The organism is Dyella telluris (assembly GCF_014297575.1).
GTDB classification, from domain to species: Bacteria; Pseudomonadota; Gammaproteobacteria; order Xanthomonadales; family Rhodanobacteraceae; genus Dyella; species Dyella telluris.
Map to the genome: position 1 here is coordinate 3,013,632 of NZ_CP060412.1, position 16,464 is coordinate 3,030,095.

The window sequence follows — 16,464 nt, forward strand, 5'->3', positions numbered from 1 at the left end:
CATGGCTCAGAAGGACCAGGCTGCCGTCGCCACCCACGGCGATGCGGCCAGTCCGTCCTGGCGCAGGGTCGCGTCGACAAAGACGCGATCCACTTCCACCCGCCACGGTCCCTGGCGCCAGACCAGGCCCAGGTGCCCGTACCCGTAGGAGTCTACGCGTGTGCCGTCGCGATAGCGGTGGCTGCCGTATTCATCCGTGTCGGTGTAGTAGTCGGGCATCTGGTTGCGCGCATAGCCCGCGCCGGCGGCAAGCGACAGGTGCAAGGGCAGCGGCCAGCGGAAGTCCAGGTCGACGGCGCCAAGCAGCGGATGCGCGGCGCCGCTGGTGGGCGTCATGGCGGCCACGCCCAGCGTGAGCACGTCGCGATAGATCCAGCTGGCGCTGGCTTCCATGTGGTTGAAGGCGCTGCTTGCCGGCCCCGGGTAGTCCTCATAGGCGAGGGCTGCCACGAACTGCCAGTCCGGCGCGACGCGCCAGGTTCGCGAGGCCTGCGCCAGCACCTCGGCCAGCGGCGTCGCCTGCCGAACCTGTGTCCCGGCGGCAACACCGAACGCCCAGCCGGAGGGTAGCGTCCACGACGCCGTACCCTGCAGTATCGCCGTGGCAGGGGTGATCGCCAGCCCGCGATCGACCAGTTGCGAGCTCAGGGCGACGGTGCCGTTCACCGCGCCGGATTGCGCCATGACCGCGCCGGGCAGCGCGATGTCGGCAAGCAGGCCAGCCAGCGCCGCATGCAGCCACTATGTTCGATGCATCGCGGCGCACGCGTTTGCTCGTCGCGGGTCGCCTGACACCGCGGGTGGGTATCCCCGGTTACCGCTGGCGGGAGCTACGCCGTGCAACGTCGTTCCGTGGAGTGAGCTGCGTCGGTGGGGGCCAAGGGTAGTCGGCAGGGCCACCGCTGTACACGCGGGCGGCCTCAAGGCCGGATTTCACCGGTCGATAACGTCGTGTTGGCTTTCGCATGCGGGTGGCACGCATTGAAGTCGCAGGCCTGGCCCATCCACCGATCTCCGGGACAACCATGGAAGGCACCGTTTCGAGTTTCCTGCCCGGCAAGGGCTATGGCTTCATCCAGGGCGACGACGGCCGCAGCTATTTCCTGCATGGCGCTGACGTGCTGGACGGCGCGGCGAAGATCACGGATGGGCAACGCCTGTCGTTCGATGCATCGGCGACACCCAAGGGCTACCGCGCGCGCCGCGTCCGCCTGGCCGACGCGTCCGGTCACGCGACATTCCAGGTGCCCACCCAGGTGCTCCATTCCCGGGACCCGCAGGTGCGTGGCTGGGAAACCGTCGAAGCGACGTTATGGACGGTGATCGGCAGTTCGCGCCAGTCGCCGGACGATGCGCGTGCTGACATGCTGGCCAAGGCACGGCGACTCGGCGCCAACGGCGTGGTGCTGGTGCAGTACTTCAAGACGCGCGGTTCCGAACCCGGCACGGGCAAGGGCACGCACTACTTCACCATCCATCATCATCGCGGACAGGTGGTCATGCTGGGGCGCAGGAGCGCAACGGGCACCATGACCACCGATCAGATGCAGGGGCTGGCCAATCGCGCGGCGCAGCTCAAGCGGGAACTGGAGCAGGCAACAGCCCGCAGTCGCAAAAGCGCCGGCATGGCGGCGGCCATCGTGGTGCTGATCAGCCTGGCGGCCGCGGCCGGCCTGCAGAACTTCCCGGGCCTGATCGGCGTGGTATTTGGCTTGGTTTTGGCGGCAATTCTCTACAACACCATCGCCACGGATCACGACGGCTGGCTCGTTCGCCCCTGATCACGCGGGCCGGTCGTTGATCCGACGTCAGCGCATCGTTTCCGGTGAGCGCCACCACGCCTCGATGCGATCGACGATCACCGGCAGCGCCTCGGTGGCATCCACCGTCAGCACGAGGGCCTCGTCCAGCGGTGGCTCCAGATCGCGAAACTGGCTGTCCACCAGCGATGCCGGCATGAAGTGGCCGGCGCGATCGGCGACGCGCACCGTGGCGGCGGCTGGCGACAGCTGCAGGAACACAAAGGCCAGCCCCGGTGATGCCGCGCGCAGCGTGTCGCGATAACGCCGCTTGAGCGCCGAGCACGTCAGCACCGCGATATCGCCGGTAGCCGCGGTGCCGGCCAGCTCGTGTCGCAGCGTTTCCAGCCAGCCCTGACGATCGGCATCCGTCAGTGGGATACCGGCCTTCATCTTCTGGATGTTCGCGACAGGGTGGAATGCATCGCCTTCGATCATGCGTGCATGCATGCGTTCGCTAAGTGCCATCGCGACGCTGGTCTTGCCGCACCCGGTCACACCCATCACCACGATGGCAGGCATGGCGTCTTCCCGGCGGCCATCCTTGCCGGATGCGCCCCGCGCAATCACCCGCTCAGCCACCGGTGTAACTCACGCGCCAGATCACGTTGCCGCCATCGTCGCTGACCAGCAGCGAGCCGTCGCTGGCCGTGGTGATGCCGACGGGTCGTCCCCAGGCTTGCCCGCTGGGCAGCACGAAACCGGTGAGGAAATCCTCGTACTCGCCGCTGGCACGCGCGGTGCCGTGGCGCGGCACGCGGATCACTTCGTAACCCACGCGCGCCGAGCGGTTCCACGAGCCGTGCTCGGAAGCAAAGATGTCGCCGCGATAAGCCTCGGGGAACTGCGTGCCGTTGTAGAAGGTGAGCTGCAGGGATGCGTTGTGCGGATGGAGCAGCACGTCCGGCACGATCACGCGGTTCGCCAGTTCCGGATGCTTGCCGGCATGGCGTGGATCCTGATGGTTGCCCATGTACCACCACGGCCAGCCATAGAAGCCACCTTCCTGCACATGGGTGATGTAATCGGGCACCAGGTTGTCGCCGAGCCCATCGCGCTCGTTTACCGAGCACCACAGTTCGCCGCTGGCCGGATCGACCGCCAGGCCGACCGCATTGCGGATGCCGCTGGCAAAGATGTGCATGTCCGAGCCATCGGGCTTGAGCACCAGGATATCCGCGCGGTTCTTCTCCGCGGGCGTGGTGTCGGGATCGTCCACGTTGGATTTCGAACCGACGGAAACGTACATGCGCGTGCCATCCGGCGAGAACGCCACGTCGCGCGTGGAATGCCCGCCGTCGCTATGCGGCAGGTCGGCGATGTGTTCGGGCTTGCCGGAGGCCTGCAGATCGCCGTCCTTATAGGCGAAACGGACCACCGCATCCGTGTTGCCCACGTAGACCCATTGCGGATGTGCGGCCGGGTAGAACGCGATGCCGAACGGTTTGTTCAGGCCGGTGGCGAAGACGTGGGTTTCCTTCGGATGGCCATCCGCGGTGATGCCGCGCATGACGGTGATGCGCCCGGCCTTGGTCTCTGCCACGAACACGTCGCCATTGGGCGCGGTACGCAGCAGGCGCGGGTTGTTGAGATCCGTGGCGAACAGCTCCACCTTGAAACCCTTCGGCGCCTTGGGCCATGCATCCGCCGGTCGTGCGACCAGCTGCGGCCCGTTGCCGGCGGATTGGGTGGCATACGGCTTGGGCAGGTCGGCCACGGTGATCTTGCGACTGGTGCCGGGCGACTCGTAGCGGAAGTCGGTGAACGGCGGCGTGGGCGCCGGCCAGTTGCCGGGTGTCTTCGAGGCAATCGCGGTGGGCGCACCAGGCAAGGACTTGGCGGGCTCGAGCGAGTCCAGGTACGTCACGATGTTCCACCGCTGCTCGTCGCTCAGCGAACTCCATGCCGGCATGCCATTGGGCACGTCACCATGGGTGATGAACCAGAACAGCTCGCCGGGTGGCGCGTTCTTCACGACCTCGCTGGCGAGTGCCGGCACATTGCCGTTGCCTTGTGCCGCGGCGCCGTGGCAGGCCGCGCAGTTGCTGCCATACAAGGTCTTGCCTTCGTTGATGGCACCGGCGTTGCCCGCATGGGGATTGCGCACATCGGCTGCCGATGCAGGAGCCTGGTGGAAGCGCGCGTTGTCCTGCTGCGCCAGGGCATGCAGCGGCAACAGGCCGGCCAGCGAGACAAACGCAGCCAGACCGGCGGCGCGACAGAACGTGGGGACGGGCCAGGAGCGTTTCATGTCGTTCCTCAGGGCAACAGGGCAGGGCAGGCGAGCTGGTGTGCAGCGAGGACACCATGAATGGACGTCCAGCCGGCATGCAACATCCTAAGCATGACCCATCGTGCGTGCATGTGGCGGATGTCGTGGATGACAGTTTTGTCACTTGCGCACCACGGCACACTCTCGGGATGATGGCCCGCTGCGGACGGGGGCAACAAAGAAGGTGTGGATGCATCTGCGACGTATCTCCCTGATGGCCGGCGCAGCGTGGCTGGCGGGCGGTTCATGCATGCTCCGCGCGCAGGACGCGACCTTGCCTGCCGTGCAGGTCAATGCAAGCCGCCTTGGCGTACCGCCGCTGGATGTTCCCGCCGCCCTGAGTGTCGTCAAGGTGGCGCCCGAAGACGTGGGAAACCCCGGCGTCAATCTTTCGGAAACGCTGGTGGGCGTGCCCGGCATCCTGGCGCGCGATCGCCAGAACTACGCGCAGGACGAGCAGATCTCCATCCGCGGCTTCGGTTCGCGCAGTACCTTTGGTGTGCGCGGCATCCGGCTTTATATGGATGGCATTCCCGCGACGCTGCCGGATGGGCAAGGCCAGGTGTCGCATTTTGATCTTGATGCAGCCGATCGCGTGGAAGTGCTGCGTGGACCGTTCTCCGTGCTTTACGGCAACGCGGCAGGCGGGGTCGTGCAGCTGTGGAGCGCGCCCGGAACCGCCACCCCACAGACCACCCTCGGCGTCTACGGCGGCAGCAACGACAGCTTCCGTTATCTGGCCGACACGCGCGGCATGGTGGGCGCGATGGATTACAACGTCGCGGCTTCCCAGTTCCTCTCAGGGGGCTATCGCCAGCACAGCCGGGTGAACCGGCAGACCGCGCATGCGCGACTGGGTTTCGACCTGGGGCAGGGGCAGAGCCTCACGCTGGTGTTGAATCATCTCGATCAGCCGGTAGCCCAGGACCCGATGGGTCTGACCAGGGCGCAGCTGCAGGCCGACCCGCAGCAGGCATCGCCGGCTGCACTGCAGTTCGATACGCGCAAGAGCACGCGACAGGATCAGCTTGGGCTCGTCTATGAGCGTCCGTCCGGCGACGATGGACAGTGGCGGGCCATGGTCTATTACGGCCAGCGCGACATCACCCAGTACCAGTCGATCCCGGTGGCGACACAGGCCAATCCATTGCAGCCCGGTGGCGTGGTGCAGCCTGACACGCACTATGGCGGCACGGACGTGCGCTGGACGCATCATGGTCAGCTGCTGGATGGCGACTACGAGGTCGTTGCCGGTGTGGGCGGTGACTACCAGCGCCAGCATCGCCTGGGCTATGAGAATTTCGCGGGCGGCAACCTGGGCGTCACGGGTGCATTGCGTCGCGACGAAGACGACAACGTCAACAGCGTCGACGCCTATGCACAGTGGTATTGGCACTTCGCGCCATCCTGGGCGCTGATGCTGGGTGCCCGCCACGACGATGTGCGCTTCAGCGCGCACGACTACTACATCACGCCGTCCAACCCCGACGACAGCGGCAACGTGAACTACGCGGCCACGACGCCCGTGCTTGCCCTGCAGTTTCGTCCCGGCGAGGACCTGCGCGTATACGCCAGCTATGGCGAGCGCTTCGAAACGCCCAGCTATAACGAGCTGGGTTACCGCAGCGATGGACTGCCTGGCCTCGCCTTCAACCTGCGGCCGGCACGCAGCCGGGAGTACGAGCTGGGTGCGAAGTGGCAGGCGACGCGGGCGCTGGCGTTCGATGCGGCATGGTTCCGCGCCGATACACGTGACGAACTGGCGATCGATACCAGCGTCAACGGACGTACCACCTATCGCAACGTGCCCGATGCGCGGCGGCAAGGCATCGAGCTGTCGATGAACGGCGAGATCACGCCATCGTGGCAACTGAGCGTGGCCTATACGCATCTGCAGGCGCAGTTCCGCAGCAGCTTCCTCACCTGCGTGGGCACGCCGTGCGCTGCACCCACCGTACCCGTCAGCGGGGGCAGCCGCATGCCGGGCGTGCCCGAAGACTATGGTTCGTTGCTGCTTCGCCACGGTGGCGTCGAAGGGTGGAGTCAAGGCCTGACCATCACGGGTGCCGGTGCGACGACAGCGAATGACATCGGCACGGCACGCGCGGCCGGTTATGTCGTGGCTGACCTTGATGCTACCTATGCCATGTCATGGGCTGCGCATGTGGGCCTTCAGCTGAGTGCGCGCGTGGACAATGTCGCTAACCACCGATATGTCGGTTCGGTGATCGTGAATGATGGCAACGGCCGCTACTACGAGCCTTCGCCTGGGCGAACGTGGATGCTTGGCGCACGGTTGACGTTCAAGTAAGCGGAAGGGTCGGCGCGCGCATCCTTCTGTGGTCGTCAGCAAGGGGTGGCGTTGGAGCGTGCCGGAACCCCTCACCTACAACGCAGGTTGTAGCCGCGAGGTGGTTTCTGTAGTCCATGCCTTCGCGTAGCTTGCCGCCGACCACAAGCCGTGTTGATTTCTTTGTGAACATCACAGGGACGATCATTCTTGTGTGATGCGCAACCGGTTTTTCTGTAGGGCCATGTAAGGGCGCCTACACACTTGAGTTGTAGGGTGCTGGCCGTTGGTGGGATGGGTATGGACATGCCGTTCGGATGATTCCTAGAATCGCCGCCAACGCCAGTCAAGCCAAATGGACGTCCAAATGAAGTGGCGTCATTTGGGTGGAAGAATGCGGATCGTCAGCTACACGATGTTGGTGTCACCACTCCGGTGATGCGAGGGCAGCGAGGCCCTGGGTTCCTGGTGTTCCGCGCGCGGGGCGTCCGCCTGTCAGGAGCCACGTTCATGTCATCCGTCTCTCGTCGCGGGATACGTTCCGCGCTGGTCTTCGCCATGTCTGCCTCATTGACGGCATGCGGCGGCGGCACGCGGTCATCGTCACCATCGCCCGTGACCGTGACACCATCGCCTGCGCCTGCGCCTGCGCCTGCGCCTGCGCCTGCACCCGCACCCGCACCACCGCCGGTGTCGCCACCGCCTGCGCCGAGCTTTGATCCGAGCTATGACCACCTGATTCCCACCGGTGTCATCCAGGCCTGGACGGATGGGTCCCCCGATGGCGGCGTCACCTTGCTGCAGGGGCAGGGCGTCAAGGTCGGCATCGTGGATTCAGGCGCGCAATCGACACTGCCGGCGTTGGCAGGGCGGATTACCTGGTACCAGAACTACGTCGGCACCGATACGTCGACGCAGGATGCCTACGGCCATGGCACGTTGGTCACTGCCGAGATCGGTGGCGTGCCCGTTGCGCAGGGCGCGTATGGCTTGCCCTTCCGTGGCGGCGTAGCGCCGGCGGCGTCCTTGTACGTGGCGCGTGCACTGTCCGACCAAGGCAACGGTTCTGACCCTGACTTCGTGCAGGCCATCAACGACATGGCTGCGCTTGGGGTGAGGCTCTTCAACGTGTCGGCGGGGTCTTCCACCTCGATCACGCAGGCGGTCACCCGGCAGACCACCGAAGGCAATACGTCTCTCGTGTGGGAAGCACGGGCTTATCACACCCTCATCGACAAGGACGCGCTCATCGTGTGGGCGGCCGGCAATTTCGGCGATGCGGATGTCTCGCAGAACGCGGGGCTGCCCTACGTCGCGCCGCAGTACGCGCATCACTGGCTTGCCGTGGTGAATGTAGCGCTCAACAGCAGCGGGCAGCCCAATGGCCTGGATACAGGCGTTTCCTCGACTGCCTGCGGCGTTGCCGCATCGTGGTGCCTGGCCGCGCCGGGCCTGTTCTATGGCGTGCCGGTGCCAGGCACGTCGTTCCCGGATGGCGTATCGGAAGGCACGTCCAATGCCGCGCCCATCGTTACCGGCGTGGCAGCGTTGGTGTGGCAGAAGTTTCCGTGGATGTCGGCGTCCAATGTGCAGGAGGTGCTGCTGGGCACGGCTACGTCGCTTGGGGATCCTGCGTTGTACGGCTACGGCATGGTCAACGCGGACAAGGCGGTGAAGGGGCCGGCCTTGCTGGACTGGGGCACGTTCGAAGTCAACGTGCCGGCGGGTACCAGCGCAATATTCGCCAACGACCTGTCTGGCGCGGGTAGTTTGCTCGTCGCCAATGCGGGTACGGGCGCGTTGGTGCTTTCCGGGCAGGACCGCTACACGGGGGGAACCGTAGTCCAGTCGGGCCTGCTGCAGGTCAATGGAACGCTGGCCTCGGCGGTGACGGTGGGCAGCGGTGGCGTGCTCGGTGGCAGCGGTGTGGTGAGTGGCAGCGTGAGTTCCGCAGCCCATGGTGCGGTTTCCACGCAGTACGGCGCGCTGAGGATCCAGGGGAACTACCTTGCTTCGGCTTCGGCGCTGACCATCGTGCGTGCCGGCACGCCGTTGACGGTGACGGGTTCGGCCACCGTCGCAGGTTCGACGCTCAGCGTGGATGTGCCGTCCGGCTACGTCGCGAAGTCCGTCGAGCCCATGATCCAGGCCAATGGCGGGCTCAATGGCACGTTCGGCGCGCTGACTGTGCTTGGCGGCGTCTATGTCAGCGGCACGCTTTCCTATACGTCCACGGAAGCAGAGGTGAGCCTGAGTCGCACGCCCGCGGTGGCGATAGCGGCGGCAGCAGCGCCGGTGACGGCGGTGGCCATCCATCAGGCAGCGGCCCATATCGACCATGCCCTGACCGTCGCCGATGGCTGGGCGTCGAATGCCACGCCAGGACACGAGGGCTTTCTCGCCGCGGCCGTTCAGTTCCAGCAGGCACCGACGCTGGCCGCTGCTGCCGCATCGATCGACAGCCTTTCAGGACAGATCCATGCATCGACCCAGGCGCTGACGCTGGAACAGGGACAGATCATCAACCGGAGCTTTGCCGATCGATTCGCCCAAGGCATGGACGAAGCCGGCGCATGGATGCAGCTGATCGGCAGCAACGGGGAGATCGGTCGCAGCGGATTCGCCAGCGGCAAGTTCGATGGCGGCGGCGCCGTGCTTGGGGCGGATCTTCTCTTGAGCGAGCGCTTCACCGCAGGCGCGGCGTTCGACTGGGACACGATGCACGCCAGCTACGGCGGCATGACCGGCAGTGGCAAGTCGAACACTATCGGTGCGTCGTTGTATGGACGCTACGACGTGGGAGCTTTGTACGTGGCCGGCCGACTGGGGCAGGACTGGGTGAGTTCGCACGTGAACCGCTACGCCTTGCTGGGTGAGAGCAGCCAGACGATAGCCAGCGACCGGGACGACAGACTCGGCGTGGCTTATCTGGAATCGGGCTATCGCGTGGTGCTTGGTGGTGGCACGTTGACGCCTTTCATGGCGACGTCCTACGACCATCTCCGCAGCGGTGCATTTGCGGAATCGGGCGCAGGTGGCTGGGGCCTGATGGTGACCGCGCAATCGCATGATCAGCTTGATGGCCAACTTGGCCTGCGCTTTTCGATGGAATGGGACGGGCGTGCCGGGCACTCGGGCCTGACTGCCTACGCGCTGTGGCAGTCGGTGCTGTCGGGACTGGACACGAGCCTGCGCGCGTCCTTCGTTGGCGTGCCGGCGGCGACGTTCGCTGTCAGCGGCGTGCAGGTGCCGCGCAACGCCGGCTGGTTCGGCATCGGCTGGAGCACGCGGGCCGACCATGGCTGGTCGTGGTTCCTCAACGCGGACGGACAGGTAAGTGGCGGACCTACCCGCTCGCTTAGCCTGACCGCTGGCGTGCGCAGAGCCTGGTGAACTGCCTGCATGCTCTTCCGCAAAAAAAAACGGGAGCTCTGGGCTCCCGTTTCTCTTTGTGGAGTGACTCCGGTCAGGCCTGTTCGGTCGCTGCCTTGCCGAAGCTCGGCGGACGATCCGCCGGCGATGAACCGAACGAGGTGTTCGGCTTGTCACCCATCACGAACGCCAGCGTACCGCCCTGGGTGAGTTCGGCGTGGGTGATCCAGCTCTTGGTCCACGGCTTGCCGTTCCAGGTCACCGACTGGATGTACGGACGGCCCTTGCCGTTGCCCGTGGTCTGCACCACGAGCTTCTTGCCGCCGGCCAGCTGCACTTCCGCGTGGTCGAGCAGCGGGCTGCCGAACACGTAGTGGGTGCTTACCGGGTCGACCGCGTACAGGCCCAGCGAGCTCATCACGTACCACGCGCTCATCTGGCCGCAGTCTTCATTGCCAGGCAGGCCATCCGGCTCGGCCCGGTACATGGTTTCCAGCAGCATGCGCACGCGTGCCTGCGTCTTGTGGTGCGAGCCGCTGTAGGCATAGAGGTAGGGCACGTGGTGCGCCGGCTCGTTGCCGAAGGCGAACTGGCCGACCATGCCTGCGATATCCGGCGGCGCATCGGCCGGCAACTGCGAGTCGGTGTTGAACAGTTCGTCCAGCTTCGCTTCGAAGGCGGCTTCGCTGCCGAACAGCTTCATGTACGCGTACACGTCATGCTGGTTGAGGAAGGTCGCCTGCCAGGCGTTCGACTCTGTGAAGTCGCGCCACTTGCTGGAATGGCCGATGGCACGCGGATTGAACGGCTCCAGCCACTTGCCGTCGCTGCCGCGCGGACGCACGAAGGTGGTGGCCTTGTCGAACACGTTGCGGTAGTTCTGCGAGCGGGCCTTGAGTGCGGCGGCGTCCTCGGCGTGGCCAAGCTTGTCGGCGTAATGCGACATCACCCAGTCGTCGTATGCGTATTCCAGCGTCTTGCTGACTGCTTCGCCTTCGACGTCGCTGGGGATGTAGCCGCGCTTGCGGTATTCCGGCAGGCCGAAGTAATCGTCTTCCATCGCGCGCTTGCGGAACACCGGCCACGCGGCGGCGTAGTCGATACCGGTGAAGCCCTTGGCCTGCGCCTCGGCGACGACCACGGCGGAGTGGTAGCCGATCATGCACACCGTCTCGATGCCCTGCAGCGGCCACACCGGCGGACCGGCCGGGCTTTCCTGCGCCATGCGCACCAGGCCGTTGACCAGGTCGGGGACGCGCTCGCTCTGGTACAGCGTGAACAGCGGATGCTCGGCGCGGTAGGTGTCCCACAGCGAGTAGGTGCTGTAGTTGTGCTGGCCCTTGGGCAGCTGGTGCACCTTCATGTCCATGCCGCGGTAGCGGCCGTCCACGTCGCTGAACAGCGTGGGTGCGAGCATGGTGTGGTACAGCGCGCTATAGAAGGTGCGCATCACGTTGTCGTCGGACGACTGCACGCGGATACGGCTGAGCTCCTTCTCCCATGCGGCTTCGGCGGCGGACTGCACACCGTCGAAATCCCAGGCGGGAATTTCGGTGCTGAGGTTGCGCAGCGCGCCTTCGATGTCCACGCCGGAAATGCCGACCTTCACCAGCAGCGGCGCGTCGTCGAGCTTGTCGTAGTGCAGCGCGGCCTTCAGGTTGATGCCCTTGGCTTCGGTGCTGCCGGCAGCGAGCGCTGCGTCGTTGTTGTAGAGCACACCGCTCTTGAACGGGCGCGAGACCTTGAGCGCGAAGTAGATGTGGCGGCCATTGGCCCACTGGTGCACCACGCGGCTGCCGACCAGGGTGTCGTTGCCGACCAGCTTCAGTTCCGCGTCGGTGATCTTGGTGGGCGTCTTCGGGTCGTCGTGGAAGCCGTGCGCGAAGTCCACCAGCAGGTGCGCATCGCCGGACTGCTGGAAGGTGTAGCGGTGGATGCCGGCGCGCTCGGTGGCGGTAAGTTCGGCCAGCACGTGGCTGTCGGTGAGCTGCACGCGGTAGTAGCCGGGGCGCGCCTGTTCGCCGGTGTAGTGCGAGCGGTAGCCCTTCACGCCGGTCTTGTAGCCCTTGGGCCTGGGGCCATTGCCGGCATGCACGCCGTCATAGCGCGAGGTGTAGTTCACGCCGTCATAGTCGCGGTCGCCCGGCTGCAGCAGCACCGGGCCCATCGCCGGCACCACCAGCACGTCCAGCATGTCGCTGGCGCCGGTGCCGGACAGGTGGGTATGCGAGAAGCCCATGATGGAGCCGTCGCCCTGGTGGTAACCGGAGCTGGCGTCCCACTGCCAATTGTTCGTGTCGGGACCGAGCTGCATCATGCCGAAGGGCATGGTGGGGCCGGGGAAGGTATGGCCGTGGCCGCCGGTGCCGACGAACACGTCGACGTGGCGGGAAACGCCCTCGGCCAGTGCGGTCTTCTTGCCGGCAGCCGCGAAGCTGGGCAGCGAGCTGACGGTGCTGCCCAGGACGGAGATGGCGGCCATGCCTTGCAGGAAGCGGCGGCGCGTAACCATGGTCTGACTCCTTTGAAACAAAAAACGGGGCCGCACAAGCGGCGAGAAAAGGGGTGACGCTACGCCTTGCGCAGCACGTCCGGATGACGATCGGCGAGCTCCACGATCAGCTCGCCGAACAAGGTGTTGGCCCACGCGAACCAGGTGCGCGTGAATTTCTTCGGATCGTCCTGGTCGAAGGACTCGTGCATGAAACCGGTGCCCGCGTGCGTGCTCTTGAGCCACGACACACTTTGCGCGATCTCGCTGGCGTTGTTGCTGGTGAAGGCGCGCATCATGAGCGACATCGGCCAGATCATGCGCAGGCCTTCGTGCGGGCCGCCGATGCCTTCGGCCGCCGTGCCCTTGAAGAAGTACGGGTTGTGCGTGCTCCACACCTGGGCGCGCGTGCGCTGGTAGCGCGCATCGTCCTGCGTGCACGCGCCGAGGTAGGGCAGGGCGAGCAGGCTGGGCACGTTGGCGTCGTCCATGAACAGCTGGTTGCCGTAGCCGTCCACTTCGTAGGCCCAGTAGTCGCCCTGTTCGCCACGGATCACGCCGTAGGTTTCGGCCGCATGCTGGATCTCGTCGGCCAGCGCAGCGCAATCGGCGGCGGTGGCCTCGTCATGGCGGATCGTGCGCAGCATCTCGGCGAGCTGGCGCAGGCTGGTTACGGCGAACAGGTTGCCGGGGATGTTGAACGGATAGACCGTGGCATCGTCCGACGGACGGAACATGGCGTGGATCATGCCCACCGGCTTGGTGGGATTGCCGTAGCCTTCGAGGAACTGCGATTCGGTCGGGCGGGGCGAGGGGCGCTGGAACTGATAGGGGCCGTGGCCTTCCTTGCGCTGCTGCTCGCGGAAGGTCTTGAGCACGATGCGCATGGACGCATGCCAGTCGTCATCGAAGGCGCTGGTATCACCGGTGGCCTTCCAGTAGCCATGCGCCAGGCGGATCGGGTAGCACAGCGAATCGATTTCCCACTTGCGCTCGGCCACGCCGGGCTTCATGTCGGTGATGTCGTGCTGTGCCCAGTCCATGTTCGACTTCGACGCCGGGTCGGGCATGAAGGCGTTGGCGTACGGATCGATGCTGATGCACAGCGCGTGGCGATGGATCAGGCCCCGGAACAGCTGCTGCAGCGCCTTGTCCTGCTTGGCCAGGTGCACATACGGCCACACCTGCGCGGAGGAATCGCGCATCCACATCGCATCGATGTCGCCGGTGACGATGAAGGTATCGGGCTTGCCGCGCAGCGTGCCGACGTTGACGGTGGTATCGAGCGTGTTCGGGAAGCAGTTCTCGAACATCCACGCAAGCTCGGGATCGCCGATGCGCGCCTTGGTCTGCGCGATCAGCTTTTCCACCGCGGCGCTGGTGAACTTGCGCTTGCCCACCGGCGGACGCTGGCTGACGAATCGACCCGTGCCCGCGGCGGCGAACGCGTTGCCGGAAAGCAGGCTGTTGGAGAAGAGGGTGGCGGCTGGCGCCATGGCCATCCATTTGAGCAGGGTGCGGCGCGACGTCATCATGGGGTGGCCTCCGGCTTCACGGCATCGACCAGCGAGGTCAGTTTGAGGGCGGACTTCAGTGCGGCCAGGTCGGCCTTGCTGTCCACGGCGATGTCCACGTGCTCACCCGGCAGCAAGTCAAATGCATTGTTGGACAAGGTGGCATCGAGCTTGCCGAAGTCGATCCATACGCCCCGGGCGAGCTGCTTTGCGGAGACACGCAGCACGGTCTTGTCACCGTCGCTCACCCAGTCGGCATGCAGGCCAGGCTGTTTGGGCAGGTCCAGCGTCTTGGCGAGGCCGAAGTAGAGCAGGTGATGCGCCACGACGTCGCCGTCCTCGATCACGTCGAACGAGGCGACACTGCGCGTGGGCTTGGCCTTGCGCAGCAGCTCCGCATCGGTGAACTCGCCCAGCGGCGTGCTGGCGAGCGCGGCGGCATCGACCGGCTTGCTGGTCTCGCTGAGCTGCTTGCCCGACATGTCGACGATGCGCGTGCGCAAGGTGGCCTTGAACGGCGTGGTGCGGTCGGACACCAGGTGCAGCGTGGTCTTGCCGTCACGACGGATCGGCACCACGTCCACCGGCGCATAGAAGCGCTTGGCGTGGAACTGCAGCGCTTTCCAGCGGCCGTCGTAATCGATGCTGGACCAGGACGGGCCCGGCCACACGTCATTGAGCTGCCAGTACAGCGAGCCCATGCTCTGCGGGCGCGCGCTGCGCAGGTGTTCGGCGGCCAGTTCGATGCCCTCGGCCTGCATCAGCTGGCTGAGGTAGACGAACGACGCGAAGTCCTTCGGCTCGCCGTAGTTGCCGCGGATGTAGAGCAGCAGGCGATCGTTGCCGTCGCCATTGGCGAACTTCTGGTGTGCGCGCATCACTGGCGAGTTCGGCGACATGTCGGCCGGCGCGGCGAAGGTTTCGATAGTCGCCATCACCGGGAACGACTGCAGGCCGTACTCGGACTGGAAGCGCGGGGTGACATCCAGGTAATGCTCGATGGGTTCGGAGCCGGACCACACCTTCCAGTAGTGGTAGTCGCCGTTGTCCAGCACGTTGGCTTCACCCTCGTAGTCCGTGCTGGGCGAGCTGGCCCAGTACGGCACGTCGGGGTCGTTGTTCTTCACCACGTCGCGCAGCGTGTGGCCGAACAGTTCGCGCATGCCATTCTCGACACGCTGCGTCTCTTCGGGGCCCACCGCCTTCTTGAACTCGATGCGGTCCGGCCAGGATTCCCAGCCGGTCTGCACTTCGTTGTTGCCACACCACAACACGATGCTGGGGTGGTTGCGCAGGCGGCGCACCTGCTCTTCGGCCTCCACGCGCGAGTTGCCGAGGAACTCGTGGTCGTAGGGCGTGATCGCGCCGCCGAACATGAAGTCCTGCCAGATCATGATGCCGAGCTGGTCGGCCAGGTCGTAGAACGCGTCGCTCTGGTAATAGCCGCCACCCCACATGCGCAACATGTTCATGTTGGCATCGCGGGTAGACGTGAGCAGCTGCTTGAGCTGTTCGGGCGTGGTGCGCTCGGGGAAGCTGTCGGTCGGGATGAGGTCCGCGCCCTTGGCGAAGATCGGCACGCCGTTGACCACGAAGGCGAAGCCGCGGCCCCACTGGTCGTGGTCACGGCGCAGCTCGATGCTGCGCAGGCCGGTGCTGCGATCGGCCACGCCCAGCGTGTCGTTGCCGCGCTTCACCTCCACATGGAAGCGATACAGGTTCTGCAAACCGTAGCCGGCGGGCCACCAGCGTTCCGGGTGGGCAATGGCGAAGGGGACGCTCAGCGTGTTGTCGCCGGCCTTGAGCGTCACGTCCTGCGCGGTCTGGCCCTGGCTGCCGTCCGGTGCGGTCCAGCTCACCGTGACATGGGCTGCGCCCGCCTTGCCGGCCTGAAGGGAAACCTCCGCGGCGAGCTGGGCGTTGTCGGCATCCACGTGCGGCTGGGCAATGTGGAAATCGTCCAGGCGCGCGTCGGTCCAGCTTTCCAGTCGCACCGGCTGCCAGATGCCCAGGGTGACGAAGCGCGGGCCCCAGTCCCAGCCGTACTGGTAGTTGGCCTTGCGCACGTAGTTGGACGTCTGTTTGCCCTTGGGCTCGTCGCCGAAGGCCGAGTCGAACTCGCCGGGCAGGGCATGCGGCTGCATCAGCAGCCACGGCTGCAGCTTGGCGATGGGAGAGTGCAGGTGCACGGTCAGCGTGTTGTTGCCCGCGTGCAGCACTTTCTTCACCGGGATGCGCCAGCGACGGAACATGTTGCCGGTCTTCAGCAGCGGCTTGTCGTTGACGACGATGTCGGCGAACGTGTCCACGCCGTCCAGTACCAGGTCCACGTGATCCTGCTTGAGCGTGGCGGCATCCACGTTGAAGCTCAGCTGGTAGTCCCAGTCGGACAGGCCGATCCACTGCTGCTGTGCTTCGTTGTCACGGTAGAACGGATCGCCGATGTTCCCCGTGGTGAGCAGATCGGTCTGCACGCTGCCGGGCACGCGGCCGGGGGTCCAGTTCACCAAGTCCGGGTGGCGCGCCGTTTCGGCGCTGTCCGGTGCAAGTCGGAATTGCCAACCCTCGTTGAGCGGAACCACCGTGGCCGCGGCCAGTGCGGCGGCGGGTGCGAGGGCAAGGGCCGTCAGCAGGCCCAGGGAAAGCTTCGTCAGGGTTGGCAAGGCAAGGCTCCGTTACTTGCTGAAAGGCTTCTTATCGCACAAGGCGGCACGAGGCGCGCGTCC

At 65.7% G+C, this 16,464-nt stretch carries 9 protein-coding genes; 3 read left to right on the forward strand and 6 right to left on the reverse strand.

Annotation, left to right across the window (positions count from 1 at the left end):
• Positions 1-6 precede the first annotated feature (6 nt).
• Entirely contained in the window at positions 7-684 is a 678-nt protein-coding gene (locus tag H8F01_RS13335; RefSeq protein WP_187055589.1) for a TorF family putative porin, read from the reverse strand.
• A gap of 341 nt (positions 685-1,025) precedes the next feature.
• Between H8F01_RS13335 and H8F01_RS13340 the strand changes: the two genes are divergently transcribed.
• A complete protein-coding gene (locus tag H8F01_RS13340; protein ID WP_187055590.1) occupies positions 1,026-1,781 on the forward strand; it encodes a cold-shock protein in 756 nt (251 codons plus the stop codon).
• A 27-nt stretch (positions 1,782-1,808) separates the two neighbouring features.
• Here the strand turns inward: H8F01_RS13340 and H8F01_RS13345 are convergent, their stop codons facing one another.
• Together H8F01_RS13345 and H8F01_RS13350 are read right to left on the reverse strand one after the other, a co-directional pair.
• A complete protein-coding gene (locus H8F01_RS13345; RefSeq protein ID WP_187055591.1) occupies positions 1,809-2,321 on the reverse strand; it encodes a gluconokinase in 513 nt (170 codons plus the stop codon).
• A gap of 52 nt (positions 2,322-2,373) precedes the next feature.
• On the reverse strand, positions 2,374-4,050 hold the full coding sequence (locus tag H8F01_RS13350; protein ID WP_187055592.1) for a PQQ-dependent sugar dehydrogenase: 1,677 nt from the start codon (positions 4,048-4,050) through the stop codon (positions 2,374-2,376).
• A 217-nt stretch (positions 4,051-4,267) separates the two neighbouring features.
• On the opposite strand from H8F01_RS13350, the gene H8F01_RS13355 reads away from it, so the two are divergent.
• Both H8F01_RS13355 and H8F01_RS13360 read left to right on the forward strand, forming a co-directional pair.
• Positions 4,268-6,382 (forward strand): TonB-dependent receptor family protein, encoded by a 2,115-nt coding sequence (locus tag H8F01_RS13355; RefSeq protein ID WP_425490117.1) that lies wholly within the window; start codon positions 4,268-4,270, stop codon positions 6,380-6,382.
• Between the two features lie 669 nt (positions 6,383-7,051).
• Positions 7,052-9,754 carry an autotransporter domain-containing protein gene (locus H8F01_RS13360; RefSeq protein WP_187055594.1) on the forward strand — a complete coding sequence of 901 codons (2,703 nt, stop codon included), beginning with the start codon at positions 7,052-7,054 and terminating at the stop codon, positions 9,752-9,754.
• A gap of 73 nt (positions 9,755-9,827) precedes the next feature.
• Here the strand turns inward: H8F01_RS13360 and H8F01_RS13365 are convergent, their stop codons facing one another.
• The 3 genes from H8F01_RS13365 to H8F01_RS13375 are packed head-to-tail and all read right to left on the reverse strand — an operon-like array spanning position 9,828 to position 16,401.
• A complete protein-coding gene (locus H8F01_RS13365; protein ID WP_187055595.1) occupies positions 9,828-12,245 on the reverse strand; it encodes a GH92 family glycosyl hydrolase in 2,418 nt (805 codons plus the stop codon).
• A 59-nt stretch (positions 12,246-12,304) separates the two neighbouring features.
• Positions 12,305-13,756, reverse strand: coding sequence for a glycoside hydrolase family 125 protein (locus tag H8F01_RS13370; RefSeq protein ID WP_187059286.1), 1,452 nt, complete (start codon positions 13,754-13,756; stop codon positions 12,305-12,307).
• Positions 13,756-16,401, reverse strand: a complete 2,646-nt coding sequence (locus H8F01_RS13375) for a beta-mannosidase (protein ID WP_187055596.1) — start codon at positions 16,399-16,401, stop codon at positions 13,756-13,758. The genes H8F01_RS13370 and H8F01_RS13375 overlap by 1 nt, the downstream gene beginning before the upstream one ends.
• Between the last annotated feature and the right edge of the window lie 63 nt (positions 16,402-16,464).

Bases quoted from the DNA above. Each gene is read 5' to 3' on its own strand.
- H8F01_RS13335 (WP_187055589.1), bottom strand. From the start codon at position 684: ATGGCGCAATCCGGCGCGGTGAACGGCACCGTCGCCCTGAGCTCGCAA.
- H8F01_RS13340 (WP_187055590.1), top strand. From the start codon at position 1,026: ATGGAAGGCACCGTTTCGAGTTTCCTGCCCGGCAAGGGCTATGGCTTC.
- H8F01_RS13345 (WP_187055591.1), bottom strand. From the start codon at position 2,321: ATGCCTGCCATCGTGGTGATGGGTGTGACCGGGTGCGGCAAGACCAGC.
- H8F01_RS13350 (WP_187055592.1), bottom strand. From the start codon at position 4,050: ATGAAACGCTCCTGGCCCGTCCCCACGTTCTGTCGCGCCGCCGGTCTG.
- H8F01_RS13365 (WP_187055595.1), bottom strand. From the start codon at position 12,245: ATGGTTACGCGCCGCCGCTTCCTGCAAGGCATGGCCGCCATCTCCGTC.
- H8F01_RS13370 (WP_187059286.1), bottom strand. From the start codon at position 13,756: ATGACGTCGCGCCGCACCCTGCTCAAATGGATGGCCATGGCGCCAGCC.